This window comes from Streptomyces sp. NPDC008150 (assembly GCF_042956945.1).
Taxonomy (GTDB): Bacteria; Actinomycetota; Actinomycetes; order Streptomycetales; family Streptomycetaceae; genus Streptomyces.
Window position 1 is genome coordinate 330,777 of record NZ_JBIBHJ010000003.1, and the last position, 25,429, is coordinate 356,205.

The 25,429-nt window shown below is 71.0% G+C and carries 23 protein-coding genes and 1 riboswitch; of the genes, 11 read left to right on the plus strand and 12 right to left on the minus strand.

Translation table 11 applies throughout. From position 1 onward, the window contains the following. Positions 1–105: 105 nt before the first annotated feature. Both ACFZA0_RS10805 and ACFZA0_RS10810 read right to left on the minus strand, forming a co-directional pair. Positions 106–558, minus strand: coding sequence for a GNAT family N-acetyltransferase (locus tag ACFZA0_RS10805; RefSeq protein WP_391014104.1), 453 nt, complete (start codon positions 556–558; stop codon positions 106–108). A 53-nt stretch (positions 559–611) separates the two neighbouring features. Next, the gene (locus tag ACFZA0_RS10810; RefSeq protein WP_391014106.1) at positions 612–1,091 is read right to left on the minus strand and encodes a MarR family transcriptional regulator; all 480 of its coding nucleotides are present in this window, start codon (positions 1,089–1,091) and stop codon (positions 612–614) included. Between the two features lie 144 nt (positions 1,092–1,235). Here ACFZA0_RS10810 and ACFZA0_RS10815 point away from each other — a divergent pair, with 144 nt between their 5' ends. Beyond that, positions 1,236–2,450 (plus strand): MFS transporter, encoded by a 1,215-nt coding sequence (locus tag ACFZA0_RS10815; RefSeq protein WP_391014107.1) that lies wholly within the window; start codon positions 1,236–1,238, stop codon positions 2,448–2,450. Between the two features lie 85 nt (positions 2,451–2,535). Further along, positions 2,536–2,958 (plus strand): heme-binding protein, encoded by a 423-nt coding sequence (locus ACFZA0_RS10820; protein ID WP_391014109.1) that lies wholly within the window; start codon positions 2,536–2,538, stop codon positions 2,956–2,958. 109 nt (positions 2,959–3,067) lie between these two features. On the opposite strand, the gene ACFZA0_RS10825 is transcribed toward ACFZA0_RS10820, so the two are convergent. After that, positions 3,068–3,934 carry a GNAT family N-acetyltransferase gene (locus ACFZA0_RS10825; protein ID WP_391014110.1) on the minus strand — a complete coding sequence of 289 codons (867 nt, stop codon included), beginning with the start codon at positions 3,932–3,934 and terminating at the stop codon, positions 3,068–3,070. Between the two features lie 645 nt (positions 3,935–4,579). Here ACFZA0_RS10825 and ACFZA0_RS10830 point away from each other — a divergent pair. Further along, entirely contained in the window at positions 4,580–6,175 is a 1,596-nt protein-coding gene (locus ACFZA0_RS10830; protein ID WP_391014112.1) for a globin domain-containing protein, read from the plus strand. 22 nt (positions 6,176–6,197) lie between these two features. Here ACFZA0_RS10830 and ACFZA0_RS10835 read toward each other — a convergent pair whose 3' ends face one another. The 5 genes from ACFZA0_RS10835 to ACFZA0_RS10855 all read right to left on the minus strand — a co-directional run bounded on the left by ACFZA0_RS10835 (position 6,198) and on the right by ACFZA0_RS10855 (position 10,045). After that, positions 6,198–6,680, minus strand: coding sequence for an NUDIX domain-containing protein (locus ACFZA0_RS10835; protein WP_391014114.1), 483 nt, complete (start codon positions 6,678–6,680; stop codon positions 6,198–6,200). Between the two features lie 175 nt (positions 6,681–6,855). After that, a complete protein-coding gene (locus tag ACFZA0_RS10840; protein ID WP_391014116.1) occupies positions 6,856–7,761 on the minus strand; it encodes a LysR substrate-binding domain-containing protein in 906 nt (301 codons plus the stop codon). 193 nt (positions 7,762–7,954) lie between these two features. Continuing rightward, complete coding sequence (locus ACFZA0_RS10845; protein ID WP_391014118.1) at positions 7,955–9,163, minus strand: cystathionine gamma-lyase; 1,209 nt, start codon at positions 9,161–9,163, stop codon at positions 7,955–7,957. Then, complete coding sequence (locus tag ACFZA0_RS10850) at positions 9,160–9,651, minus strand: low molecular weight protein-tyrosine-phosphatase (protein ID WP_391014120.1); 492 nt, start codon at positions 9,649–9,651, stop codon at positions 9,160–9,162. Before ACFZA0_RS10850 ends, ACFZA0_RS10845 begins: the two co-directional genes overlap by 4 nt. Positions 9,652–9,658: 7 nt before the next feature. Continuing rightward, positions 9,659–10,045 carry a phage holin family protein gene (locus ACFZA0_RS10855; RefSeq protein WP_391014122.1) on the minus strand — a complete coding sequence of 129 codons (387 nt, stop codon included), beginning with the start codon at positions 10,043–10,045 and terminating at the stop codon, positions 9,659–9,661. Between the two features lie 48 nt (positions 10,046–10,093). Between ACFZA0_RS10855 and ACFZA0_RS10860 the strand changes: the two genes are divergently transcribed. The 4 genes from ACFZA0_RS10860 (at position 10,094) to ACFZA0_RS10875 (ending at position 12,415) form a co-directional block, all read left to right on the plus strand. Next, positions 10,094–10,411 carry a cupin domain-containing protein gene (locus ACFZA0_RS10860; protein ID WP_391014123.1) on the plus strand — a complete coding sequence of 106 codons (318 nt, stop codon included), beginning with the start codon at positions 10,094–10,096 and terminating at the stop codon, positions 10,409–10,411. Positions 10,412–10,558: 147 nt separating this feature from the next. Further along, positions 10,559–10,771, plus strand: coding sequence for a DUF5326 family protein (locus ACFZA0_RS10865; RefSeq protein WP_391014125.1), 213 nt, complete (start codon positions 10,559–10,561; stop codon positions 10,769–10,771). A gap of 265 nt (positions 10,772–11,036) precedes the next feature. After that, entirely contained in the window at positions 11,037–11,879 is an 843-nt protein-coding gene (locus ACFZA0_RS10870; protein ID WP_391014127.1) for a helix-turn-helix domain-containing protein, read from the plus strand. A gap of 98 nt (positions 11,880–11,977) precedes the next feature. Continuing rightward, positions 11,978–12,415, plus strand: a complete 438-nt coding sequence (locus tag ACFZA0_RS10875; protein WP_391014128.1) for an SsgA family sporulation/cell division regulator — start codon at positions 11,978–11,980, stop codon at positions 12,413–12,415. 120 nt (positions 12,416–12,535) lie between these two features. On the opposite strand, the gene ACFZA0_RS10880 is transcribed toward ACFZA0_RS10875, so the two are convergent. Next, positions 12,536–14,281, minus strand: a complete 1,746-nt coding sequence (locus ACFZA0_RS10880; RefSeq protein ID WP_391014130.1) for a YibE/F family protein — start codon at positions 14,279–14,281, stop codon at positions 12,536–12,538. A gap of 71 nt (positions 14,282–14,352) precedes the next feature. Beyond that, positions 14,353–14,513, plus strand: a riboswitch (TPP riboswitch). On the opposite strand from ACFZA0_RS10880, the gene thiC reads away from it, so the two are divergent. Next, positions 14,506–16,308 (plus strand): phosphomethylpyrimidine synthase ThiC, encoded by a 1,803-nt coding sequence (gene thiC / locus ACFZA0_RS10885; RefSeq protein WP_391014132.1) that lies wholly within the window; start codon positions 14,506–14,508, stop codon positions 16,306–16,308. Its footprint overlaps the riboswitch before it by 8 nt. A 161-nt stretch (positions 16,309–16,469) precedes the next feature. Beyond that, a complete protein-coding gene (locus tag ACFZA0_RS10890) occupies positions 16,470–18,152 on the plus strand; it encodes a VWA domain-containing protein (protein ID WP_391014134.1) in 1,683 nt (560 codons plus the stop codon). Between the two features lie 164 nt (positions 18,153–18,316). Here ACFZA0_RS10890 and ACFZA0_RS10895 read toward each other — a convergent pair whose 3' ends face one another. The 3 genes from ACFZA0_RS10895 to ACFZA0_RS10905 all read right to left on the minus strand — a co-directional run bounded on the left by ACFZA0_RS10895 (position 18,317) and on the right by ACFZA0_RS10905 (position 22,004). Beyond that, positions 18,317–19,183 carry a hypothetical protein gene (locus tag ACFZA0_RS10895; protein WP_391014136.1) on the minus strand — a complete coding sequence of 289 codons (867 nt, stop codon included), beginning with the start codon at positions 19,181–19,183 and terminating at the stop codon, positions 18,317–18,319. Positions 19,184–19,365: 182 nt separating this feature from the next. Further along, positions 19,366–20,478: a metallophosphoesterase gene (locus ACFZA0_RS10900; protein WP_391014138.1), complete on the minus strand. Its 1,113-nt coding sequence runs from the start codon at positions 20,476–20,478 to the stop codon at positions 19,366–19,368. A gap of 413 nt (positions 20,479–20,891) precedes the next feature. Then, positions 20,892–22,004: a substrate-binding domain-containing protein gene (locus tag ACFZA0_RS10905; protein ID WP_391014140.1), complete on the minus strand. Its 1,113-nt coding sequence runs from the start codon at positions 22,002–22,004 to the stop codon at positions 20,892–20,894. 442 nt (positions 22,005–22,446) lie between these two features. Here ACFZA0_RS10905 and hisC point away from each other — a divergent pair, with 442 nt between their 5' ends. Together hisC and ACFZA0_RS10915 are read left to right on the plus strand one after the other, a co-directional pair. Next, on the plus strand, positions 22,447–23,526 hold the full coding sequence (gene hisC / locus ACFZA0_RS10910; RefSeq protein ID WP_391014142.1) for a histidinol-phosphate transaminase: 1,080 nt from the start codon (positions 22,447–22,449) through the stop codon (positions 23,524–23,526). 375 nt (positions 23,527–23,901) lie between these two features. Further along, complete coding sequence (locus ACFZA0_RS10915) at positions 23,902–25,410, plus strand: cytochrome ubiquinol oxidase subunit I (RefSeq protein ID WP_391014144.1); 1,509 nt, start codon at positions 23,902–23,904, stop codon at positions 25,408–25,410. Positions 25,411–25,429: the final 19 nt, after the last annotated feature.

Consider the following 25,429-nt stretch of genomic DNA (forward strand, 5'->3'; position numbering starts at 1 on the left):
AGTGTCGACGGGCGGGGAAGTGTCCTGTTTCACGTGAAACAGGACACTTCCCCGCCCGTCCCTCGCCCCGCCTCGCCCCGCCCCGCCCCGCCTCGGCCGAGCGCCTCAGAGAGCGATCTTGAAGCCTGTGTGGGACGGAGTGAAGCCGAGCCTCTCGTAGAAGCGGTGTGCGTCCGTACGGGTCCTGTCCGTCGTCAGCTGCACCAACTGGCAACCCTGGCGCCGGGATTCGTCGATCGCCCACTGGATGAGCACGGTGCCCAGCCCGCCCCCGCGGTCGTCCCTGTGGATCCGCACGCCCTCGATGACGGACCGGGTGGCGCCGCGTCGTGACAGGCCGGGAATCACCGTCAGCTGGAGGGTGCCGACCACGCGGTCCGCGCGCTCGGCGACGACCACCAGTTGGTGGGGGTCGGAGGCCAGCCGTTCCAGCGCCTCCAGATAGGGCGTGAGGTCCTCGGGCGACTCGCGGGCGGCTCCCAGCGGGTCGTCCGCCAGCATGGCCACGATGGCGGGGACGTCCGCGGCGACGGCGGGTCGGATCGCAACATCAGTCATGGCCGCACCCTACGTGGGAGGTCTCCGGCCGCGGCCGGGGGCCGTCGGCGCGACTACCGCGCGGGCACCGGCGCCGGCGAGTTGAGCGAGAGAGACTCCACGACCCTTACCAGCGGGGCCAGTTCGGCGTTCTTGGCGGCCTCGTCCAGCGCCTCGCGCAGCGCGGAGTCGTTGGTGGGCCGAGCCAGCTCCAGCAGGGCCAGGCCCGCTTCCGTCACGTTGGTGTAGATGCCCCGGCGGTCGGTCGGGCACAGGTAGCGGGCGAGCAGCCCGCGGTCCTCCAGCCGTGTGACGAGCCGGGTGGTGGCGCTCTGGCTCAGGACGACCGCGTCGGCGACCTGCTTCATCTGGAGGTGCCCCCCTTCGCCGTCGTGCTGCCTGCTGAGCACGTCGAGGAGGGAGTACTCGCGCACGCTCAGTCCGTGTCCTGCCTGGAGCGCACGTTCGATGTCCGCCTCGATCCTCCCGTGCAGCAGGGAGAGCGCGCACCAGCCCTGGGCGAGCGCGGTGAGTGCGGGGTCCGTCGCTGTCATGGCGTCTCCTCCGTCCCGAAGCGGCTGCACCCAGGATAGGGCAGGCCCGCGATAGACCGCGATTGCAATTAACCCGCGTGTGCAACTATTGTGAACGCACGCAAAGCGCATCTGCAATCGTCTGGGAAGGGGAGGGTGTCCTCCATGCCTCTCGCGCTTCTGGCTCTCGCGATAGGGGCCTTCGGTATCGGCACGACAGAGTTCGTGGTCATGGGACTGCTTCCCGAGATCGCGGGCGATTTCGGGGTCTCCATCCCCACGGCCGGGTTCCTCGTGACCGGTTACGCCCTCGGTGTCATGTTCGGCGCCCCGCTGATGACGGTGCTCGGCACCAAGGTGTCCCGCAAGCGGATGCTGATGCTGCTGATGGGACTGTTCATCGTGGGCAACCTGCTCTCCGCGGTGGCTCCCACCTTCTCCGTCATGGTCGTCGGACGGGTCGTGGCGTCGCTCGCCCACGGTGCGTTCTTCGGTATCGGCTCGGTCGTCGCCGCCGAACTGGTCGCCCCGCACAAGAAGGCCGGCGCCATCGCCATGATGTTCACCGGTCTGACCGTCGCCAACGTGGTGGGTGTCCCCCTGGGCACGCTCGTCGGACAGACGGCGGGCTGGCGGGTCACGTTCGCCCTGGTCGCCGCCCTCGGGGCGGCGGGGCTGATCGGTGTCGCCAAGCTCGTGCCCGACCTTCCCCGGCCGCAGGGCGTCCGGCTGCGCCACGAGATCGCCGCCTTCAAGAACACCCAGGTGCTCCTGGCCATGGCGATGACGGTCCTCGGGTTCGGGGGAGTCTTCGCCGCGATCACCTACATCGCGCCGATGATGACCCACGTCACCGGCTTCGCCGACGGCTCGGTCACCTGGCTTCTCGTCCTCTTCGGACTGGGCATGGTGGGCGGCAACCTGATCGGCGGCCGGTTCGCGGACCGCGCGCTGATGCCCATGCTCTACGTGTCCCTGGGCTCCCTGGCCGTGGTGCTCGTCCTGTTCACCGTGACCGCCCACAACAAGCTCACGGCGGCCGTGACCGTCGTGCTCATCGGGGCCCTGGGCTTCGCGACCGTCCCGCCGTTGCAGAAGCGCGTGCTCGACCACGCCCACGGCGCCCCGACGCTGGCCTCGGCGGTGAACATCGGCGCCTTCAACCTCGGCAACGCGCTCTCCGCCTGGCTCGGCGGCCTCGTCATCGCGGCCGGTCTCGGCTACACGGCCCCCAACTGGGTCGGTGCGGCACTGGCCGCCGGTGCACTGGTCCTGGCCGTCGTCTCCGCCGCCCTGGAACGGCGCGACGAGGCACGTCCCACCACCGCCGAGGGCAGCACAGGGACGGCCCCGCAGCGGCAGGCAGCGGTTCACTCCTGACCCGCGTCAGCCCCCTCGTAACTCTGGGCGCGCTCTACCTCGCGCCCAGCCCCCGCACACAGCGGTCATAGCAAGGAGAAACACCATGACCACCCCCACGACCGTCTCCCCGCTGACCACGCAGGACGCCGAAGCCCTCGTGGCCGCCGCGCACCGCGCCGCGGACGCCGCCCAGGTCCCGGTCAGCATCTCGGTGCTGGACGCCGGCGGGCACCTCCTGGCCTTCCGCCGGGACGACCGGGCCGTCCTGATCTCCGGCGAGACCAGCACCCGCAAGGCGTACACCGCGCTCCAACTCGGTGCCCCGACGGCGGACCTGGTGGACGCCGTGCAGCCGGGCGCCCTCTTCCACACCCTGCCCACCGCGCTCGACCGGCCGCTCCTGTTCATCGCGGGCGGCATCCCCGTCCACCGCGACGGGCGGCTGATCGGCGCGGTGGGTGTGGGCGGCGGCGCTCCGGAGCAGGACCACGGATTCGCCGCGGCGGCCGTGAGCGCCCTCGTCTGAGCGAGGCCGTACGAACGCGACGACGGACCGGCCGGGCGCCGAGGGCCACCGGCCCCGGGCGCCCGGCCGGTCCGTCCGCCGTCCGGCGGGTCTGCCCGGGTGAGGTCCTTCAGCCCGCCGCCACGGTGAGCGGAGCGAAGCGGCGCGTCCAGTCGCCGGGCAGCTCCGTGATCCCGTACGTCATCACGGTGTTGGAGGCGGTGGACGCGAGTCCGCGGTCCTTCACCCAGGTCAGCAGTTCCTCGTGCCGTACGTCGATGTCGGTGCGCAGCGGCCGGTCCGTGTGCGCGGCCAGCGATGCGACGAGTGCCTTGGCCGTCTCGGTGTCCCGGGCGATCAGCGGGCCCACGACCTGGGTGCCCTCGTTGGGCCAGGCGGCCGTGAAGCCGGTGATCCGGCCGCCCTCCTCCGCCACTCTCAACTGGTCGGCGAATGCCGGGAGTCGGGCCACGATGTGCGTGCGGTCGGCGCCGAACACCTCGGTGTCGAACCGGACGACCGTACTGAGGTCCTCGGCGTTCGCCGTGCGGGTGAACACCTGCGGCGCCGGCCCGCCCTGCTGGAAGTGCCCCGTCACCATCTCGGCCCGGCCGGTGGCCTTGAAGCCCAGCTCCTCGTAGAGCGGACGGCCGCTCGGCGTCGCGTGCAGGGTCAGCGGGGTGGCTCCCGCGGCCGCGACGACGTGCCGCATCAGGCGGCGCCCCAGCCCCTGACGGGCGTGGCGCTGCGCCACGAGAACCATTCCGATGGCTGCCAGGTCGGGACGGTCCCAGGCGCCGTACTCCGTCACCACGCACGCCGCGACGAGGCGGCCCTCCGGGTCCTCCACCCCGTATCCCTTGCCGGCCGCGAGAAGCAGACCCCACTTGTGTTCCTCGCGTGGCCACCCCCGATCCTCGGACAGGTCTGCGCACGCTGAGAGATCGCGGTGCGTCAGGCGGCGGACTGGCTGATGATCGAGGCAAGGAGTCGGCACGCTGGTCAGGCTGACTGACGGGCGGCCCCGCGTCCACCCGTTTCCCCACAGACGCGCAAGCTTTTGGTCATCCCGTAGCCGGACGTACAACACGAGGACGGGCGCCGGGCGTTTCACGTGAAACAAGTCGAGAATGCCTGAGCGGCGGCGGCTCGACTGACCCTGGAGGAAGCCGAGTTCGCCCGGGGCCACTCCCGAATCGGGTGCTGTGAGCGGGCGCCCCTGTTCGCGATATCGGGCATTCCCATGAATTGCCGCAGGCTGCACGGTATTTACGGCAATCACGGATCAATCCGCGAAGATCCCGCGCCTGAGACGGACGGCGCTTGTGCCGGAAGGCTCGGCCGGTAGGGTCGAGTCCGGTTCGCTTTCGGGATCGGTGTGCAGATTGTGTGCGCGCCGGTGCCGGGGGCAGGGGCTCTCCCGGACGCCAGGACGGTGTTTCCGGTGGGGCGGCGAGATATTCGCGGGGGATGGCATGCTGCGGCGGGAGCGTTGCGGTTCATCTCACACTCGCACCCCGGCCGCCCGTGGGCAGGCGGAACCAGAATGTAGGCGACTGCTCGACCGACAGATGCAGTTCGACGTTCGCACGGGGGAAAGGCAGGCAGCTTCCGACCGGGAAGTGCGCAGACCGACCGAAAGATGTTCGAGGCGAGGCACACCATGGACGCTCCGACCACCACGTCGGCGGACGACGGCACTTCCGACGGGAGGGGCTGGTTCGCCCCGCGCCAGGGCGGGACTCCCGCCGGCACCGACGGGACGACAGACGGGACGACAGAGGCACGCAGGCCGGCGGTGGTACGGCCGGTAGGCCGCACAGGTGCGTCGGCGGACGGCGTCACGCACGCCCACAACGAGGCCGCCAGCGCGACCCACGGCGGAGGCGCACCCCACCCCGTCACGGACGACCGCGACGCGCAGCGCTTCCCCGGCCCGGCACCGGACCGGCAACGAATACCCGCGGCCGCGTCCACGGCCCACCCGCCGGCCGGTGCGGCCCCCTCACCGCCCGGAACCGGCCCCGCGTTCCCGCAGGCGCACGCGCAGGCGCATGCGCAGGAACCGACGCAGCACCCGCGTGTACCTCCGCAGCGGTTTGCGGCACCCGCGCAGCCCGAGGCATCTCCCGACGCCGTCCTCGTCCGCCGCACCATGGCGGAGGTGGCCCCGGTCGCGGACAAGGTCACGTCCTACTTCTACGCGCTGCTCTTCGTGCGCCACCCCGACCTCCGCGGGCTCTTTCCGGCGGCGATGGACGCCCAGCGCGACCGCCTGCTCAAAGCGCTGCTCACCGCGGCCGAGCACATGGACAACACCAAGGTCCTCACCGAGTACCTGAAGAACCTCGGGCGCGGTCACCGCAAGTACGGCACCCGGGCCGAGCACTACCCGGCGGTCGGCGAGTGCCTCATCGGGGCCCTCAGCAAGTACGCCACCGCGGTGTGGGACGCGGAGACCGAGGCCGCCTGGGTGCGGGTGTACACGCAGATCTCCCAGATCATGATCGATGCCGCCGCCGCGGACGAACTGCGGGCGCCGGCCTGCTGGTACGCGGAGGTCGTCGCCCACGAACTGCGGACTCCGGACGTCGCCGTCCTGACCGTGCGTCCCGACCAGCCCTACCCCTTCCTCGCGGGCCAGTACGCCGGTGTGGAGACCCCCTGGTGGCCCCGCGTGTGGCGGCACTACTCCTTCGCCTCCGCGCCGCGTCCCGACGGTCTGCTGACCTTCCACGTCAAGGCCGTGCCGGCCGGCTGGGTCTCCAACTCACTCGTGCACCGGGCCCGGCCCGGAGACGTGGTCCGGCTCGGGCCCCCGGCCGGTTCCATGACCGTCGACCACACGTCCCGCAGCGGCCTGCTCTGCCTGGGCGGCGGGACCGGCATCGCGCCCATCAAGGCACTCGTCGAGGACGTCGCCGAGCACGGTGAACGCAGGCCCGTCGAGGTGTTCTACGGCGCGCGTACCGACCAGGACCTGTACGACATCGACACGCTCCTGCGGCTCCAGCAGAACCATCACTGGCTGTCCGTACGGGCGATCATCGACCAGCAGGCGCACCTTCAACTCCCGGACGCCGTGCGCGAGTACGGACCGTGGAACGAGTTCGACGCCTACCTGTCCGGGCCGCCCGGAATGATCCGCAGCGGAATCGACGCCCTCCGGCACGCGGGTATCCCGCCGGCCCGGATCCGGCACGACTCGGTCGAGGAACTGGTCGCCGCGGGGAATTGAGGCCAGGCCCGCGCCGCCGGGCTCAGCCCAGGTCCGCCGCGTGCAGTGCCCGTACTCCTTCGATGTTGCCGTCCAGATAGTGGCGCAGCGACAGCGGTACGAGGTGGACCGTGGCGATGCCGACGCGGGTGAACGGAACGCGGACGATCTCGTACTCGCCGGTCGGTTCCTCGATCTCGGGGCCGTGCCGCTGGGCCGGATCCATGGACTCCAGGGAGCAGACGAAGAAGTGCTGCACCTTCACGCCGGTCGTCGCCGCGTCCTCGCCGATGTGCTCGACGGTGTCGACGAAGCAGGGCACCACGTCCGTGATCTTGGCGCCGAGTTCCTCGTGCACCTCTCGGTGCAGGGCGTCGACGACGGTCGTGTCCTCGGGTTCGACACCGCCACCGGGAGTGACCCAGTACGGATCGACACCGGGCTTGGTGCGCTTGATCAGGATCAGGTCGTCGCCGTCCAGCAGGACGGCGCGTGCGGTGCGCTTGACCACGGGTCGGACGGTCATGGGAGAAATGTGGCCCGGCATGTTCCACGTGAAACATTTCGGCCGGGCCCCGCTGACGCACCGGGGCGCGCACCAGGTCGCAAACCGGGTCGCACGGGGCAGGGCGTCGAGGGGCCCGCCGGGTGCTTCCCGACCCCACTCCCCGGTCACGGTTCTCACCGGCTCCCGTGCCCCGTCAGCACCAGTCGACGGCGGTCCGCTGAAGCCACTCGTAGGCCCGTGCCACGTGCGGCATCGCCAGGGTGCCGGAACGCACCACCAGGACGTACGTCCGCAGCGGCGGTACGGCGGGCTCGTGGAGTGCGACCACGTCGCCCCGCGCCAGGGCGGCCTCGCACAGGTACCGCGGCAGCACGGCGAGCCCCGCGCCGGCCGCGGCACAGCCGAGCACGGCCCGGAGGTCGGGCACCACGACCGTGCCCGCGGTGGCGGGCCGTGAGTCGAAGACGGCCGCCCAGTAACGCGAGACGAACGGCAGCGACTCGTGCACCTCGACGACCGGGATCCCGTCCAGTTCGAGTGCTCCCCGCGTCCGGTTCGGGCCGGGCGCGGTGGGCTCCGCCCAGCGGGGAGCGGCGACCAGGATCAGTTCCTCGTCGCACAGCGGGGTCGCCGTGAGGAGCGGACCGCGCGGGCGGGCGGTGCTGATGGCCAGATCGTGGTGCCCGGCGGACAGACCCTCCAGCACCTCCTCGGCGTTCCCGAAGGAGACCCGCAGCGCGAACCCCTGGCCGTCCTCGCCCCGGAGGGCCGTGAGCGCGGGCAGCGCCCGCTCCGCGGTGAACTCGGGTGGCCCGGCCAGGTGCAGGGTGCGTACCGAGGAGTCGTCGTCGAGACCCGTCTCGGTGATCTCCACCAGGGCGTCGAGATGCGGAGCCGCCTTGTGCGCGAGTTCGTCGCCGATGCTGGTCGGGGTCACGCCGCGCGCCTGGCGGAGGAACAGCGGGCGCCCCAACTGGCGCTCCAGCGTGCGGATCTGCGAGGTGACCGCCGGCTGCGAGAGGCCGAGCAGGGCCGCGGCGCGCGTGAACGAACCGGCACGGTGGACGGTCACGAAGGTGCGCAGCAACGCCAGGTCCACCGCCGCCTCCTTCTCCCGTCGCCCCCCGGGTCCGGCACGGCACAACTATAAATATGTCGATAGGCCGCTGTCGCTACTGTGATTGGACACTGACACACAGTCAACTAGCCTTGTGCGCGCGGTTCTGGTCACACGGAACCGGGACGGGCCGAGCCACGAGGGGGGAGGCTCGGACCCGTCCTTCACCCGCGCGTCAGTTGGCCGATTCGTCCAGGGCGCGCAGCACGTCCGCCACCAGGTCCTCGGGATCCTCGGCGCCCACCGACAGCCGCACGAAGCCCTCCGCCACGGCGTCCCCGCCCCAGCGTCCGCGCCGCTCGGCCGTGGAGCGCACGCCGCCGAAGCTCGTCGCCTCGTCGACGAGGCGCAGCGTGTCGAGGAACCGCTCGGCCCGCTCGCGCGTGGGCAGCGTGAACGAGACGACGCAGCCGAAGCGCCGCATCTGTCCCGCCGCGATCTTGTGCGAGGGGTCGTCGGGCAGGCCCGGGTACCGCAGTCCCGCGATGTCGGAGCGGTCGCGCAGCGCCTCGGCGAGCAGCAGGGCGGTGGCGTTCTGACGGTCCACCCGGAGCTGGAACGTGGCGATGGAGCGGTGGGCGAGCCATGCCTCCATGGGGCCGGGGATCGCGCCCACCACCTTGCGCCACGTCCGCACGGCGGCCATGGCCCCGGGGTCGGTACCGGCGACGTATCCGAGCAGGACGTCGCCGTGTCCGGTGAGCTGCTTGGTCCCGCTGGCCACCGCGAAGTCGGCGCCGAGTTCCAGCGGGCGCTGGCCCAAAGGCGTGGCGAGGGTGTTGTCGACGGCGACCAGGGCGCCGCGCGCGTGGGCCGCCTCGACGAGCCGGCGGATGTCGCACACGTCGAGGCCCGGGTTCGACGGGCTCTCGATCCACAGGAGCTTGGCCCCGTCGAGCAGCTCCAGCTGGGCGTCGCCGGCGGTCGGCGCGGTGCGCACCTCGATGCCGTACGCCTCCAACTGGGCGCGCACCAGGGGCAGCACCTGGTAGCCGTCGGCGGGGAGTACCACCGCGTCCCCGGCCCGCAGCTGGGAGAAGACCACCGCGGAGATGGCCGCCATGCCGGACGCGAACGTGAGCGTCGTGACGTCGTCGCGCCCCGGGGCCTCCAGCTCGCCGATGGCGCGCTCCAGCAGCGTCCACGTCGGGTTCTCGTCGCGTCCGTACGCGTACGGACCGGCCACCTCGCCCGGCAGGTGGAAGTGGGCCGCGAACACGGGTCCGGGCAGGGTCGGTTCGTTCTTCAGCGGCTCGGGGAGCCCTGCCCGTACCGCGCGCGTGCCGTCGCCGGCCCCGGCCGGGACGCCGGTGTCCGCGGAGTGCGTGCCCGGCGCGTTCCGTGCTCCCGCACCGGTGTCGTCGTTGTCGGCGGAAGCATTCATGCCGCCTCTCCCTCCACGTGGTCGCGTACCGCGACGAGGAGTCCCTCGCTCGCGGCCTCCACCATCTCAAGGCACTCCTCGAAGCCGTCGGCGCCCCCGTAGTAGGGGTCCGCGATGTCGAGGTCGTCGCCGACGTCGGGGTCGTACGAACGCAGCAGCCGCACCTTCTCGGAGTCGGCCGTGCTGGGCGCGAGCCGGCACAGGGTGCGGTAGTGGCCCTCGTCGAGGGCGATCACGAGGTCGAGCCGTGAGAACCAGGACGGCTGGAACCGGCGGGCGGTGTGCTCGATGCCGTAGCCGTGCTCCTCCAGGACGGCCAGGGTGCGCGGGTCGGCGCCGTCACCCTCGTGCCAGCCGTCGGTGCCGGCACTGTCGGCCTCGACCAGGCCGCCGAGGCCGGCCTCCTCGACACGGGCACGGAAGACGGCCTCGGCCATCGGGGAGCGGCAGATGTTGCCGGTGCACACGAAGCAGACGCGGTAGGCCATCGCGTGCTCAGTCCTCGCTGTCGGAGTCGGGCAGGGCCATGTTGAGCGCCCACGACACGACGGAGATGATCAGGCCGCCGAGTACCGCGGTCCAGAAGCCGTCGACGTGGAAGTCGAGGTCCAGCTTGCCGCACACCCAGGACGTCAACAGCAGCATCAGGGCATTGACCACCAGCGTGATCAGGCCGAGCGTCAGGATGAAGAGCGGGAAGGAGAGCACCTTCACGACCGGCTTCACGAGGAAGTTGACCAGGCCGAAGACCACGGCCACCAGGAGCAGGGTGCCGACTCTCGCGCCGGTGCTGTGACCGGTCAGCGTGATCTTGTCCAGCAGCCAGACGGCGACTGCCAGGGCGCACGCGTTCGCGAGCGTCTTGACTACGAAATTCTTCATGTGTCTGATCGTGGCAGAAGAGATCGCACACGAACGCGGACGAGGACGATGAAGGCATTCCGGCTGGACGAACTGGAGGCGGAACGTGCCGCCAACGACGGCGCCTACCTGCAGTTCCTGCGGGAGAAGAACATGTCCGTGGGCCTGTACGCGCTCGACGCGGGCGAGCACGACCCCCAGCAGCCGCACCGTCAGGACGAGGTGTACTTCGTGGTGAGCGGCCGGGCCGCGATCACGGTGGGTCTGGAGACGACCCAGGTCGCCCGCGGCAGCGTGGTGTACGTTCCGGCGGGGGTCGCACACAAGTTCCACCACATCAGTGAGGACCTGCGGGTTCTGGTGGTGTTCTCTCCCCCCGAGGCCTGACGGGCGTCTCCGGGTTCTCTCAGGGTCCGGTCAGGGGGGAACGGGGGGTGCGCGGGCCCCGTGGGGGCCGTCGTCGGCCCTAGCATCGGATGAAGCACAGTCGAGGCCCCGCGACAGCGACGGGCACTGAGGTGAGGGACGAAAGCGATGAGAGAGATCTTCGCCGGTCTGCCGTGGTGGGTGAAGTGGGTGGCGGTGCCGCTCATCGCCCTGTTCGTGTTCGGCGGCCTGATAGCGACCGTCGTCCACTTCGTCGTCGCCCTGCTCTTCAAACTGCTGGTGTTCGTCGCCCTGGTCGGCGGTCTCATCTACATCGTCCGGCGGTTCATGTCGGGTTCGTCGTCACGCAGCGACTGGTGACCCCCGGGGCACGGGGTCGCTGAGGCGGCAGGGTGCGCGAGGGCCGAGGGGCCCTTCGCGCAACGAGCGGGGGCGCCGCGGGAAACCGTCGGGGGGCGACTGTTGCCGAGGGTTCGCTCGCGGGAGGGAAGTTTTCCCCGCGGGGCGCCCGGGGGCGGTGGCCGACGGTTAGAGTCCGGAATTCGCCGCGGGTGTCTCCCGCGGGCGGCGTACGCCCCTCCCGTGTCCCCCCGCACGGCAGCCCCTCGCGTTTCGGAGTGACCTCTTGGCCACGGTTGACACCGCGTCCGCGTCCGCAGCACCGCACGCGCCCCCGCAGCGTCGCGTGACGGCGCTTCCCGCCCAGCAGGTTCCGGCCGCGTCGAGCACCCTCATCGGATCCGTGCAGCGGGCGATGCGCCTCCTGGAAGCGGTCGCCCGGCACGCACACGGCGCCCCCGCGAAACAGCTCGCGCGCGAGACCGGGCTCGCCCTCCCCACGACGTACCACCTGCTGCGGACCCTGGTCCACGAGGGGTATCTGCTGCGCGACAAGGGGCTGTTCTTCCTCGGGGAGGCGGCCGAACGCCTCGCGAGCAACGGCGCCCGGCAGAAACGTCGCAGCACGGTCGTCGAGACCCTCGCGCACTGGCGGGACACCGTCGGGGCGCCGATCTACTACGCCCTCTACAAGGAGGGCGAGATCGACGTCCGGTGCGTGGTCGACAGCGCGTACTCGCCGGCCGTCGAGGAGTGGGCCGACTTCCGCGAGACCGGATACGCGCACGCGATCGGCCAGTGCCTGCTGTCCCAGCTCGACCAGAGCGCCCGGCGCGACCACATCGACCGCTACCCGGTCGAGTCGATCACCCCGTACACCGTGCGGGACGGTTCGGCGCTGCTCCGCCGCCTCGACCGCATGGGGCGGTCGGAACCAGTCGTCGAGCGGCAGGAGTACGCGCTCGGCACGGTCTGCGCGGCGATCCCGATCACGGTGGGCTCCACGGCCGGCTCTGTGGCGATCTCCGTGCCCGCCCATCAGTCGGACCGGCTGATGCCCGCCGTCCGCCGGCTCCAGAACGAGATCGACCGCATGCTGGGATCGCTCGCGCTGTCTATCAGCATCTGAAAACTCACTCCTTGTGATCCGGTGGATACGTTCTGCAAGATTCGGCCTGTGTCAGGGGTTCATTCCCGGCCAGTCGACGGCAGATGACGGGATAGGCAATGCGCGAGTCCGTACAGGCAGAGGTCATGATGAGCTTTCTCGTCTCCGAGGAGCTCTCGTTCCGCATCCCGGTGGAACTCCGCTACGAGAGCGGTGATCCCTACGCCGTGCGGCTGACCTTCCACCTGCCGGGCGACGCCCCCGTCACCTGGGCCTTCGGCCGCGAACTGCTGGTGGACGGCGTGGCGGTGGCGTCGGGCGAGGGCGACGTACGGATCCGGCCGGACGGCTCCGACGTGCCGGGCGATGTGCTGATCCGTCTTCAAGTGGGCTCCGAGCAGGCGCTGTTCCGCTCGTCCGGGGCGCCCCTGGTGGCCTTCCTGGACCGCACCGACAAGCTGGTCCCGCTCGGTCAGGAAGGCGTGCTGGGGGAATTCGACGCCCATCTCGACGAGGCGCTGGACCGCATCCTGGCGGAGGAGCAGAGCGCCGGCTGACGGCTCCTCACGTCGCACGGCAGGCGTCGGCAGCGCGCAGAAACGCTTCGTCTGGCGGTCGCGCCGCGGCCACCGGCGTCCGCCCAGCGGCGACCGGCCCCCCTCGCCGTGCGCCGTCGGTCAGCGCTTGCGGCGACGTCCCCGTCCGCCCCGCGCGGCGGACGGCGCGGCTACGGGCACCGGTCCGCCGGGGACCGCCGGTACCGCGCGCGCGGATCCGGAAGCCGCCTGCGGGTGCGGCCGGTCGGCGGCCACCACCAGTGCCGCCAGCGCCGTGGTGACGGGTACGGACGCGACCAGGCCGATGGAGCCCACGAGTGTCCGGACGATCTCCTCGGCGACCAGCTCGCTGTTGGCGACCGTCCCCACGCTGCTCTGCGCGATGGAGAAGAGCAGCAGCAGCGGCAGCGCGGCGCCCGCGTAGGCGAGCACGAGCGTGTTGACGACGGACGCGATGTGGTCGCGGCCGATCCGGATGCCCGCCCGGTACAGGCCGCGCCAGCCCATCGTCGGGTTGGCCTCGTGCAGTTCCCAGACCGCCGACGTCTGCGTGACCGTCACGTCGTCGAGCACGCCGAGGGAGCCGATGATGACGCCGGCGAGCAGCAGGCCGCTCATGTCGATCGACGGGTAGAGCCCGTGGATCAGGCCCGTGTTGTCGTCGGTGTTGCCGGTGAGCGAGGCCCAGTCGATGAACACCGAACCGAGCAGGCCGATCAGTACGAGCGAGATGAGCGTGCCGAGGACCGCGACCGAGGTGCGGGCGGACAGGCCGTGGCACATGTAGAGGGCGATCAGCATGATCGCGCTGGCCCCCACCACCGCCACCAGCAGGGGGTTCGAGCCCTGGAGGATCCCCGGCAGGATGAAGAAGGTCAGCACCAGGAAGCTGACGGCCAGTGCGACGAGGGCCATGAGCCCGCGCAGCCGCCCGACCACGACGACGGCGAGGGCGAAGATCCCGGCCAGAACCGCCATCGGCACCCGGCGGTTCACGTCGGTGACCGAGTACTGGAGGTTCCTGGGCGCGGAGGGCTCGTAGGCCACCACGACCTTCTCGTCCTCGTGCAACTGCCGTGACTGGTCCGGCTGTACGACCTCGGTGAACGTGCGGCCCCTGTTCTTCCCGGTGTCGACGCGGACGGTCGCCTTCTTGCAGGTGCCGCCCTCGTCCTCGGCCGTCGTCCCGTCGGCGGCCCCGGTCGAGCCGCCGCCTCCCGAGGCGTTCACCGACTTGCAGCTGACGTCGACGACCTTGGTGACGGTGGCCTGCTGGGTCTGCCGGTCGAAACCGACACCCGTGCGTTCGTGCGCGGGTGCGCCACCGGGCCAGAGCACCACGAGGCCCACCACCACGGCCGCGGTGAACGGGATCAGGATCGCGGCGATCACCTTGCGCAGGTGCTTGGAGACGGGGGCGGCCGGGCCGTGACTGTGGGAGTGCCCGTGGCCGCCGTGGCCCCCGCCGGAGCTGCCGCCCGAGGAGGCGTTGCCCGAGCCGTGGCCGTGGCCGGTGCTCTCCGTCGGCCCGTGACCGTGGTCCTGGTGCCGGTCGTGGCCGCTCCCGTGGTCGTGGTCGTGCGCGGGTCCGGGGCCCTGACCGCCGACCCGGCCGTGGCCGTCGTGATCGCCGTGGTCGTCGTCGTTCCAGCCGCCTCCGCCGCCGCCGTCGCGGTACCAGCCGTCGTTGCCGCCCCGTCCGCCACCACCTGACGGGCCGCCACCGCCCGACGGGCCGCCGACCCGGCCGTCGGGCCCGGGGCCCTGGCCGTCGCGTCCGTCCGAACTGCGGCTGCCGTCCTGGCCGTTGGCGGGCCAGGAGCCGTGTCCGGTCGGTGGATGAGGGGGCCGCTGTCTCGTGGTCACCGACCGATCATCGCAAGAACGGAGGGGGCCCTCTGTTCACCGCGCCCGAACGGGAGTTAGCGTGGAAGCACCTTTGCACACGCGGGAGCTCGGAGCACCGGGCTGAGAGGGCGCTGACCTCCGTCGTCGCGATGTTTCACATGAAACATCGATCGCTCGACGGACATCGCTGCGTCGACCGCCGAACCTGTTACCGGGTAATGCCGGCGTAGGGAGTAGGTCTCATGACCAACAAGGACGCACGCATGCCTGCCTCCACGCAGCTCACCGAGCGCGAGGAGGCCGGAACGTCCATCGGCTGGCACAAGGCGTACATCGAGGGTTCGCGCCCCGATCTGCGGGTGCCGGTCCGACAGGTGCACCTCACCAACGGCGACGCGGTCTCGCTGTACGACACCTCCGGCCCGTACACCGACCCGCTCGTCGACACCGACGTCCGGCGCGGGCTCAGCCCTCTGCGGGAGAACTGGATCGTCGCCCGCGGCGACACCGAGGAGTACGCGGGGCGGCCGGTCCGGCCCGAGGACGACGGCCTCAAGCACACGTCGCCGCGCGGCGGACTGCGCAACCTCGACGCGGTCTTCCCGGGCCGGCCGCGGCAGCCCCGGCGCGGCAGGGACGGGACCGCCGTGACCCAACTCGCCTACGCCCGGCGGGGCGAGATCACCCCGGAGATGGAGTTCGTGGCCGTCCGGGAGAACGTCGAACCCGAGGTGGTCCGCGCGGAGATCGCGGCGGGACGGGCGGTACTGCCGGCCAACGTGAACCACCCCGAGATCGAACCCATGATCATCGGCAAGCGGTTCCTGGTGAAGGTCAACGCCAACATCGGCAATTCCGCCGTGACGTCCTCCATCGAGGAGGAGGTGGAGAAGATGACCTGGGCGACACGCTGGGGTGCCGACACGGTCATGGACCTGTCCACCGGACGGAACATCCACACCACGCGCGAGTGGGTGCTCCGCAACTCCCCCGTCCCCATCGGCACGGTGCCGCTCTACCAGGCGCTGGAGAAGGTCGACGGCCGTGCCGAGGAGCTGACCTGGGAGATCTACAAGGACACCGTCGTCGAACAGGCCGAGCAGGGCGTCGACTACATGACGGTGCACGCCGGTGTGCGCCTGCCCTACGTGCCGCTCACCGCCAACCGGAAGACGGGCATCGTCTCCCGCGGTGGCTCGATCATGGCGGCGTGGTGCCTGGCCCACCACAAGGAGAGCTTCCTCTACGAGAACTTCGAGGAACTGTGCGAGATCCTCGCCGCCTACGACGTCACGTACTCGCTGGGCGACGGGCTGCGGCCGGGCTCGATCGCGGACGCCAACGACCGCGCGCAGTTCGCGGAACTGCGCACTCTCGGGGAACTCAACCGGATCGCCAGGCGTTTTGAAGTACAGACCATGATCGAGGGCCCGGGACACGTCCCGATGCACAAGATCAAGGAGAACATCGACCTTCAGCAGGAGATCTGCGATGAAGCACCGTTCTATACGCTCGGCCCGCTGACGACGGACGTCGCTCCGGCGTACGACCACATCACCTCCGGTATCGGTGCGGCGATGATCGCCTGGTGGGGAACGGCGATGCTCTGCTACGTCACCCCCAAGGAACACCTGGGCCTGCCGGACCGGGACGACGTCAAGACCGGCGTCATCACGTACAAGATCGCCGCGCACGCCGCCGACCTGGCCAAGGGCCACCCCGGCGCACAGGACTGGGACGACGCGTTGTCCGACGCGCGATTCGAGTTCCGGTGGGAGGACCAGTTCAACCTGGCCCTCGACCCCGACACGGCGCGGGCGTTCCACGACGAGACGTTGCCCGCCGAGCCGGCGAAGACGGCCCACTTCTGCTCGATGTGCGGGCCGAAGTTCTGCTCGATGAAGATCAGCCACAGCATCTCGGAACAGTTCGGCGGTACCTCGGACGAGGGAGCGTCGCCCGACGAGATCGCCGAGGGCATGCTGCGCAAGTCGAAGGAGTTCGCGGAGAGCGGCAATCGCGTGTATCTGCCGCTCGCGGACTGACAGTTGAGGAGAAGGGGGACCGGATGACGGAGAGGGGCGCGCGGGTCGCGCGCGGCTGACAGGAGCGGTCTGCCCGTCGGTGACGGGCGCCGGGCGGAAGACCGGGCGGAGGACCGGGGCGACCGGGCGCCCGGCGTCCTCTCCGCGGGCAGACTGGGGCCATGACAGCGAGACCCCTGAGCAAGGGCGCCAACCTCTCCGTCGCCTCGTCGGCGGTGCGCGTCGAACTCGTCCGGTTCGCCGGGCCGGGAGTGCCGGACGTCGACGCCTCGGCGCTGCTGCTGACCGATGCCGGACGGGTGCGGGACGACGGGGACTTCGTCTTCTACAACCAGCCGCGCCACCCGTCGGGCGCGGTACGGCACTTGGGGAAGCGTGCGGACTCGGCCGGGGCGGGATCCGGCTCCGGTGCCGGTCAGGCCGTCGTCGCCGACGGGGTCGAGGTGCGACTGGGCCTTCTGGAGGCGGCGGTCGACCGGGTGCTGATCTGCGGCTCGTCGGACGCCGTGCCGTTCGGGCGGGTGCCAGGACTGTCCCTGAGACTTCTCGACGCGGGGACGGGGGCCGAGCTGGCCCGGTTCGACATCGACGCGGACACGGAAACGGCCCTGATCGGGGGTGAGTTGTACCGGCGGCAGGGCGGCTGGAAGTTCCGCGCGGTGGGGCAGGGATACGCGGCCGGGCTCGCGGGCCTCGCCACCGACTTCGGCATCACGGTCGACGACCCGGGCACCGCCGCGGCGGACTCCGTGGGCGCGACTCCGGCACCGGCGGCCCCGGCCGCCGAGCCGGGCCGTACCGGCGCGGCGGGTCCGGTCGGACTCTCCCCGGGCGGTCGGCCGCTCGCCTCGCCGACGCCTGCTCGGACGGTGCCCCCGGCCGGCCCGTACGGGGCACAGCCCTCCGTGCCGCGGACACCCCCGCCCCCGTCGGCCCCACCCCGGCTGCCGCCCGTGCCCCCGGCGCCGTCCGGGCCGGACCGGTTCGCGGTCCCGGGGGCTGCCGTGCCCGCAGCGGGGGCGGCCGTGACGCCGGGTGAGGAGCGGCTGCCGGTGGACATGCGCAAGCGGCTGTCGTTGCGCAAGCAGCAGGTCGGGGTCAGCCTCGACAAGCACGGTGCGGCCGGGCTCCGGGCCCGGGTGGTACTGGTGCTGGACGCGTCGGGTTCCATGGCCCCGCTCTACTCCAGGGGGACCGTCGCCGACGTCGTCGAGCGCATGGCGGCCGTCGTCGCGCAGCTCGACGACGACGGGGAGATGCAGGCGTGGACGTTCGCGTCGGAGGCGGCCCGGCTGCCGGACCTGGCGCTGGGGGAGCTGCCGGAGTGGCTCCGACTGCACGTCAGGGTCGGCCAGTTGGGCCTGTTCCGCCGCAGGCGGGCGCCGAGAGGGCTGCGGCCGGGGCAGGTCGACATGCGGACGGTCGGCGTCCAGAACGAGGAACAGAAGGTGATCGCTCAGGTCAGGGAGTACGTACGGAAGAACGCGACGGAGGTTCCCACCCTGGTGCTGTTCTTCTCCGACGGGGGTGTGCATCGCAACGCCGAGATCGAGCGGGAGCTGCGGGCGGCGACGGAGGAACCGGTCTTCTGGCAGTTCGTGGGGCTAGGGAACGCCGGCTTCGGCATCCTGGAGCACTTCGACAGCCTGCCCGGCCGACGGGTGGACAACGTGGGGTTCTTCGCGGTGGACGACATCGCGGGAGTTCCGGACCAGGAGCTGTACGACCGGCTGCTGTCCCAGTTCCCGGCCTGGACGGCGGCGGCCGTGCGGGAAGGCATCCTGCCGACACCGCCCGCCCCCGGCGGACCGGGCATGCCGACGGGGCCCTGCCCCACCGGGTGACCGGATGCGGGGCCGGGGGGCCGGGTTCCGCACCGCCCGGCTCGGAGCGGCCACGTGCCAACGCCCCGCCCCGGCGCGCAGAACCGGGGCCGCGCCGGGCACGGCCCGCCGCGCCGAACCGCCGTGTGCCCGCCCGGCCGTGGATGTGCCGGGCGGGTGGACGGTCAGTCCGGCTGGTGCTCGGGGCCGCCGTAGTCCGGGCTGGAGTAGTCCGGGCTGCTGAAGCTCGGGCGGTGTCCGGCCCCCGGCGCGTCGTCGGGGCTGCTGAAGCCGGGGCTGTCATAGCCCAGGTGCGGCATGCGGCCGCCCGACGGCGAGGGCGCGGGCCGGGGCAGGGTGGGGGTGCCCGGATCGGCCAGGGCCTCGCGAAGGAAGGGCACGATGCCCCGTTCCACGAGGGCCTCGCCCCAGTCGAGCCTGGCCCGCTCCACCGCCTCGTACCGCTCGCCGTGGGGGCCGTCGTCGAGCGGCGGCCTGTTGTGGAGGGCGGTCAGCAGGAGGAGGACGGCGGCGACCAGGACGGCGATGGCCGCCATGGCGCCGAAGACCCAGCCCGCGGTGAGCATGGTCCTGGCGAAGGCCGGCTCGGGGGTGAGCATCTTGAGGACGTAGCCCACGAGCAGGAAGATCGCGGCGGCCGCCGCCGCGAGGACGGGAGCGAGCACGACGACGACGGCGGCGGCGCCCGCGCCGGTGGTCTCGGCGACCTCTCCCATGGTGGCCGCGAGTCCCGCGGCGCCGGAGCCCTGTTCCTCCGGGCCGGTCTCGTGGACCGTGGTGGGGGCGGACCGCGCCGGGTGGCGCAGTTCGTCCCGGACCCTCACGTAGTGCTGGTACTCGGCTGCCGCGGCCACCGTGATGAGGGCGGTCGCGTTGAGGGCCATGGTGCGCAGCTGCTCGGTGTTGAGCCGCTTCTCCGTGGCGGCCAGTTCCGGACGGAGTGGTGCGGAGCGCAGCGCCTCGTCGAGGATCCGCTCGTACTCCTGGCGGTCCTCACTCAGCAGGTGCTGCGGAACGCTGTTCATGTGCATCCCCCGATGCTCCGTAGGGCTTGGGGCTCGCACGCTGACGAGCCGTCGGGCAGAAACGGAGGGGAGCCTGCTACGGATAAACCGATGGTAGAGCCGCGACGGCACGCGGTGACAGGGGGTTAGCAGAAATTGGGTGCCGGCCTGTAGACCGCACCCGGGGCGGCGGCGCGTCCGCCGAACGCTCAGTCGTCCAGCGGCAGTTGCTGGACCAGCAGCTTTCCGGCCATCGTCACGCCGCCGTCCATCGCGACGGCCAGTCCGTCCGCGTAGACGTGGGGTCCGTCGACGACGGTACGCGCGCGGTCCTCGCCGTCCTCGGAGCCGACCTCGCCCAGCAGGTACGGGATGGGGCTGTGCCCGTGCACGACGCGGGTGCCGCCGTAGGTGTCGAGGAGGGAGCGCACGGCGTCGGCGCCGCCCTCGTCGCGGAAGGCGAACCGCTTGGTGAACTTGCGGAACAGGTCCCACACCTCGTCCGCGTCGTTGCGGGTGATCGTCTCGCGGATGGTGTCGTTCACCTCCTCGATGGAGGTGCCGTAGTCGAGGTAGGACGTGGTGTCGGAGTGGACGAGGAGGTGGCCCTCGACCGACTCGATGGCGTCCAGGCGGGCCATCCACTGGAGGTGGTGGTCCTGGAGGCGGTCCATGTCGGACTTCTGTCCGCCGTTGAGCAGCCAGGCGGCCTGGAAGGTGGCGGTGCCGCCGCCGGAGTTGACGGGGGTGTCGGTGAACCGGCGGGCACCCAGCAGCAGGAGTTCGTGATTGCCCATGAGGGCCTTGCAGTAGCCGCCGGCGGCGGCGGCCTCGGCGGAGAGCCGCATGACGAGGTCGATCACGCCGACGCCGTCGGGGCCGCGGTCGGTGAAGTCGCCGAGGAACCACAGCCGGGCGGCGCCCGCGCACCACTGCCCCTCGGCGTCGACCAGGCCCTTCTCGTGGAGGGCGGCGATCAGTTCGTCGAGGTAGCCGTGCACGTCACCGACGACGAAGAGGGGGCCGGGACCGCCGGCGGCCTGCGGCGCGGAGGCGGTGCCGGGTTCGACGGCGATCTGCACGGTGTCGCCGCGGCGGATCACCGGGAGGTCGGGGCGGGTGGGCGTGTAGCCGTCGGGGAAGTCCTCGGGGGCCTCCCCGGGCCCGTCGGCGTCCGTCGCGAGGGACGGGCCCGGCAGGTCGCCACTGTCGCGCGGACCGGTCTCGTGGACGTACGCGGGCACCCGGAAGTCGCGCAACGTCGCCGTCCGCTCCGTCTCGGGTCCCTGACCGGCCCCCTGAGTCATCGACCCCTCCACCATCGCGCCGCCTCTGCACCCCTTCGGACTGCCTGGTCGCAGCGGCCCGCGGTGTCGTGCGCCCATCATAGGAATGCGGATCGCGCCGTGTGACGACCCAGGGGTGGTGAATCAGAACAAGCCTCCGGTTCCCCCGGTGGTTCACCCCGGTTGAACACGACTTGTGTCCCTTCGTGCCCGGTCATGTCTGTACCAACGCCGCCCGCGCGGGGCCGTTCGCGGCGGGCCCGCGAGGTTGTCGCGGGGCGCGCGGCACCGGGCGCGGCCGGCTCACGGATCCCTTTCGTTCCCGTGCGTCCCGGTCGTTCCGGTGGTGCCGTTCGCCCCCTTGCGCCTCTTCCGTCCCGCGGGGCACCGTCGTCCGGCGGTCGCCCCGTTTCCGCGGTCCCCCGGGCCCCTGCCGCCCCTCGGGCCGGCTACTGCCCCTCGGGCGAGCGCGGCGGGCTGACGGTCGTGCGGGGGGCGCGCCGCTGGGACGAGGTGCGCACGATCAGTTCCGTCGGTATCACCTGCTCGACCGGCCGGTCCTCGGCGATGCCCTCGATGGCGTCGATCAGGAGCTGGACCACGGCCGTGCCGATGCGGCGCGGTTTGAGCGAGAGCGTGGTGATGGGCGGCTCGGTGGCGGCGTAGACGGTGGACTCGCTGCAGCAGACGATCAGCAGGTCCTCGGGCACGCGCAGGCCGTAGCGGCGGGCCGCGGCGAGGAGGTCGGTGCCGTTGGGGTCGAACAGCCCGTAGACGGCGTCCGGCCGGTCGGGGCGGGCCAGCAGCCGGTCGGCGGCGACCGCGCCCGCGCACGGGTCGTGGGCCGGATAGGCCTCGTACACGGGGTCCTGGCCGACGCGTTCGCACCAGCGCAGGTACGCCGTGGTCGACAGGTGGGTGTAGGTGTCCGTGGTGGTGCCGGTGAGCAGGCCGATGCGGCGGGCGCCGGCGTCGGCGAGGTGGTCGAGGATGCCGAGGACGGCGGCCTCGTGGTCGTTGTCCACCCAGGCGGTCACGGGGAGCGTGCCGGCCGGGCGGCCGTCGGAGACGACGGGTAAGCCCTGGCGGACGAGCTCGCTGACGACCGGGTCCTCGTCCGAGGGGTCGATGACGACGGTGCCGTCCAGGGCCACGTTCGACCACACGTCGTGCCGTGAGGTGGCGGGCAGGACGACGAGGGCGTAGCCGCGGGCGAGCGCGGCGGAGGTGGCGGCGCGCGCCATCTCGGCGAAGTAGGCGAACTCGGTGAAGGTGAAAGGTTCATCCCCGTACGTGGTGACGGTCAGGCCGATCAGGCCCGACTTGCCGGTACGGAGGGTGCGGGCGGCGGCCGACGGGCGGTATCCGAGCCGGTCGGCCACTTCGCGGACGTGGCGTCTGGTGGCGTCCGGAAGCCGGCCCTTCCCGTTGAGGGCGTCGGAGACGGTCGTGATGGAGACTCCGGCGGCGGCGGCGACGTCTCTGATGCCCGCCCTGCCCGGCCGGCCGTTCCGGCGGGTGGTCTCCGCCCGGCTCACCTGGTGCTTCCCTGCTGCTGTCATGGCGAGCCGATAGTAGGGCTCATGCGGTGGGGTAGTGCGGACGCATATGCGCACGTTGACAGGCACGTTTCTGCAAGGTCAGATTGGCGTAAATGGCTTGGAATTAAAGGAAGTTGAACGCTCTTGCTCCAATAGGTGACGTGGTGGCACGCGCGAGCCTGGCGAGCCCCCCATGTTTCGAAGAGGTCTCAACTCACCTGCACGGGTGATGCGCGCCAGGGCGCGAGCCACCGGCGCACAGATATATGCGCAACGCGCCCCACGATTCGCCCTTCTTCGCACCGTGATGCCCCTGGTGCGCGTGTGACTGGTGGGATCGCGCCACGGTGTGCGCGATCACGTGGGCCACGGGCGTACGCTCCGCGCCGAATGCTCATATGGTGAGAAGCACGGGATGCCGGGGGCGGTCATGTGCCTGCCGGTCGTGGCGAGGAGGAGTGCGGTGAGCCAGACGAGCCCCAGGCTGCGTGCCGAGCTGGACGGGATTCCCACGTATGTGCCGGGGAAGCCGGCGGCGGTGGACGGCCCGCTCGCGTTCAAGCTGTCCTCCAACGAGAACCCCTATCCACCCCTGCCGGGCGTGCTGGAAAGTGTGACGGCCACGGCGGAGTCCTTCAACCGCTACCCGGACATGTCCTGCGCGGGGCTGATGGACGAGCTGTCCGATCGGTTCGGGGTGCCGGCCGCGCATCTGGCCACCGGTACCGGATCGGTGGGCGTGGCACAGCAGTTGCTCCAGGCCACCAGCGGGCCGGGCGACGAGGTCGTCTACGCCTGGCGGTCCTTCGAGGCGTACCCGATCATCACGCAGATCAGCGGTGCGCGCGCGGTGCAGGTGCCGCTGACCCCCGGCGAGGTGCACGACCTGGACGCGATGGCGGACGCGATCACGGACCGGACCCGGCTGGTCTTCGTCTGCAACCCCAACAACCCGACCGGCACCGTCGTGCGGCGTGCCGAGCTGGAACGGTTCCTCGACCGGGTGCCCGATGACGTGCTGGTGGTGCTGGACGAGGCGTACCGGGAGTTCAACCGCGACCCCGACGTGCCGGACGGGGTCGAGCTCTACCGCGACCGTCCGAACGTGTGCGTGTTGCGCACCTTCTCGAAGGCCTACGGCCTGGCCGGCCTGCGGGTCGGGTTCGCGATCGCCCACGAGCCGGTCGCGGCGGCGCTGCGCAAGACGGCGGTGCCGTTCGGTGTCAGCCAGATCGCGCAGACGGCGGCGATCGCCTCGCTGCGGGCGGAGGACGAACTCCTGGGCCGGGTCGGCTCGTTGGTGGTCGAGCGGAACCGTGTGCTCCAGTCGCTGCGGGCCGGGGGCTGGACGGTGCCGGACACGCAGGCGAACTTCGTCTGGCTGCGGCTGGGGGAGCGCACGGCCGACTTCGCCCGGGTCTGCGAGGAGGCGGGCGTCGTGGTCCGTCCCTTCGCGGGGGAGGGCGTGCGCGTCACGGTCGGGGAGACCGAGGCGAACGACATCTTCCTGAAGGTGGCGGAGGCGTACCGCAAGGAGTCCTGATCGGCCGGCTCCGCGACCGGGGCCGCCGCTGCTCGACGGTCGACAGGATCGACCGGTCGGCCCGGCCGTCGTCACGACGGCCGGGCCGACCCTTTTCCACCCCGCGGGGTGACCGGACGTTATGGGGTGTCTTGCCCGATCTCGAACAGGTAACCGGCTGTTCGTAGCCATTTGTACGCATTGGTTCCCAGGTGGTGAGCGTCACGCCGCCCGGTACCCCCCTCCCTGCAGATCTCGAACGGGCATGCGCCATACTTGCTTGTGAATGTGAACGCTTTCACAAGCGCGTCCCGGTTGCTCCCAGGATGGGGGTGACGCAGTGGGGCAAAACGCCGCTCGTGGCCACGGCGACTTCGACACAAGGAGAGTGACGACGTGGAATTGGCTCTGGCGCCGGAGACCCTGGCGCGATGGCAGTTCGGCATCACGACCGTCTACCACTTCCTCTTCATCCCTCTGACGATCTCCCTGGCCGCGCTGACGGCCGGGTTGCAGACCGCCTGGGTGCGCACGGAGAACGAGAAGTACCTCAGGGCCACGAAGTTCTGGGGGAAGCTCTTCCTCATCAACATAGCCATGGGGGTGGTCACCGGCATCGTGCAGGAGTTCCAGTTCGGCATGAACTGGTCCGACTACTCGCGGTTCGTCGGTGACATCTTCGGAGCCCCCCTCGCGTTCGAGGCCCTGATCGCGTTCTTCTTCGAGTCCACCTTCATCGGGCTGTGGATCTTCGGCTGGGACAAGCTGCCCAAGAAGATCCACCTGGCGAGCATATGGATGGTCTCGCTCGGCACGCTCCTGTCGGCCTACTTCATCCTCGCGGCCAACTCGTGGATGCAGCACCCCGTCGGCTACAAGATCGACAAGGCCAAGGGCCGCGCCGAACTCACCGACTTCTGGGCCGTGTTGACCCAGAACACCACGCTCACCCAGGTGTTCCACACCTTCGCCGCGTCCTTCCTGACCGGCGGCGCGTTCATGGTCGGCATCGCCGCCTTCCACCTCATGCGCAAGAAGCACATCCGGGTGATGAAGACGTCGCTGCGCCTGGGACTGGTGACCGTCGTCGTGGCCGGCATGCTCACCGCGGTGAGCGGCGACCTGCTCGGCAAGGTCATGTTCAAGCAGCAGCCCATGAAGATGGCCGCGGCGGAGGCGCTGTGGGACGGCCAGGACTCGGCACCGTTCTCGATCTTCGCGTACGGGGACGTCGACAAGGGCCACAACACCGTCGAGTTCGAGATCCCCGGACTGCTGTCGTTCCTCGCCGACGACAACTTCACCTCGCACATCCCCGGCATCAACGACGTCAACAAGGCCGAGCAGCAGAAGTACGGGGCGGGGGACTACCGGCCCAACATCCCGGTCGAGTTCTGGGCCTTCCGCTGGATGATCGGCTTCGGCATGACGTCCTTCGTGGTCGGCCTGGCCGGCCTGTGGCTGACGCGCAAGAAGTTCATGCTGCCGCAGCATCTGCGGGTCGGTGAGGACGAACTGCCGCACCTGGTCCTCTACAAGGACAAGGTGCTCGGGCCGAAGCTGAGCAAGTGGTACTGGCGGATCACCCTCCTGACCCTGGGCTTCCCGCTGATCGCCAACTCCTGGGGCTGGATCTTCACCGAGACGGGCCGTCAGCCCTGGGCCGTCTACGGCGTGCTCCAGACACGTGACGCCGTCTCCCCCGGTGTCTCCCAGGGCGAGGTGCTCACCTCCCTGATCGTCTTCACGGCGCTCTACGCGATCCTCGCCGTCGTCGAGGTCAAGCTGCTCGTGAAGTACGTCAAGGCCGGACCGCCGGAACTGACGGAGGCGGACCTCAACCCACCCACGAAGATCGGCGGCGACACCCACGACGCCGACAAGCCGATGGCCTTCTCGTACTAGTCCGGAAGGAGCTGCGTCA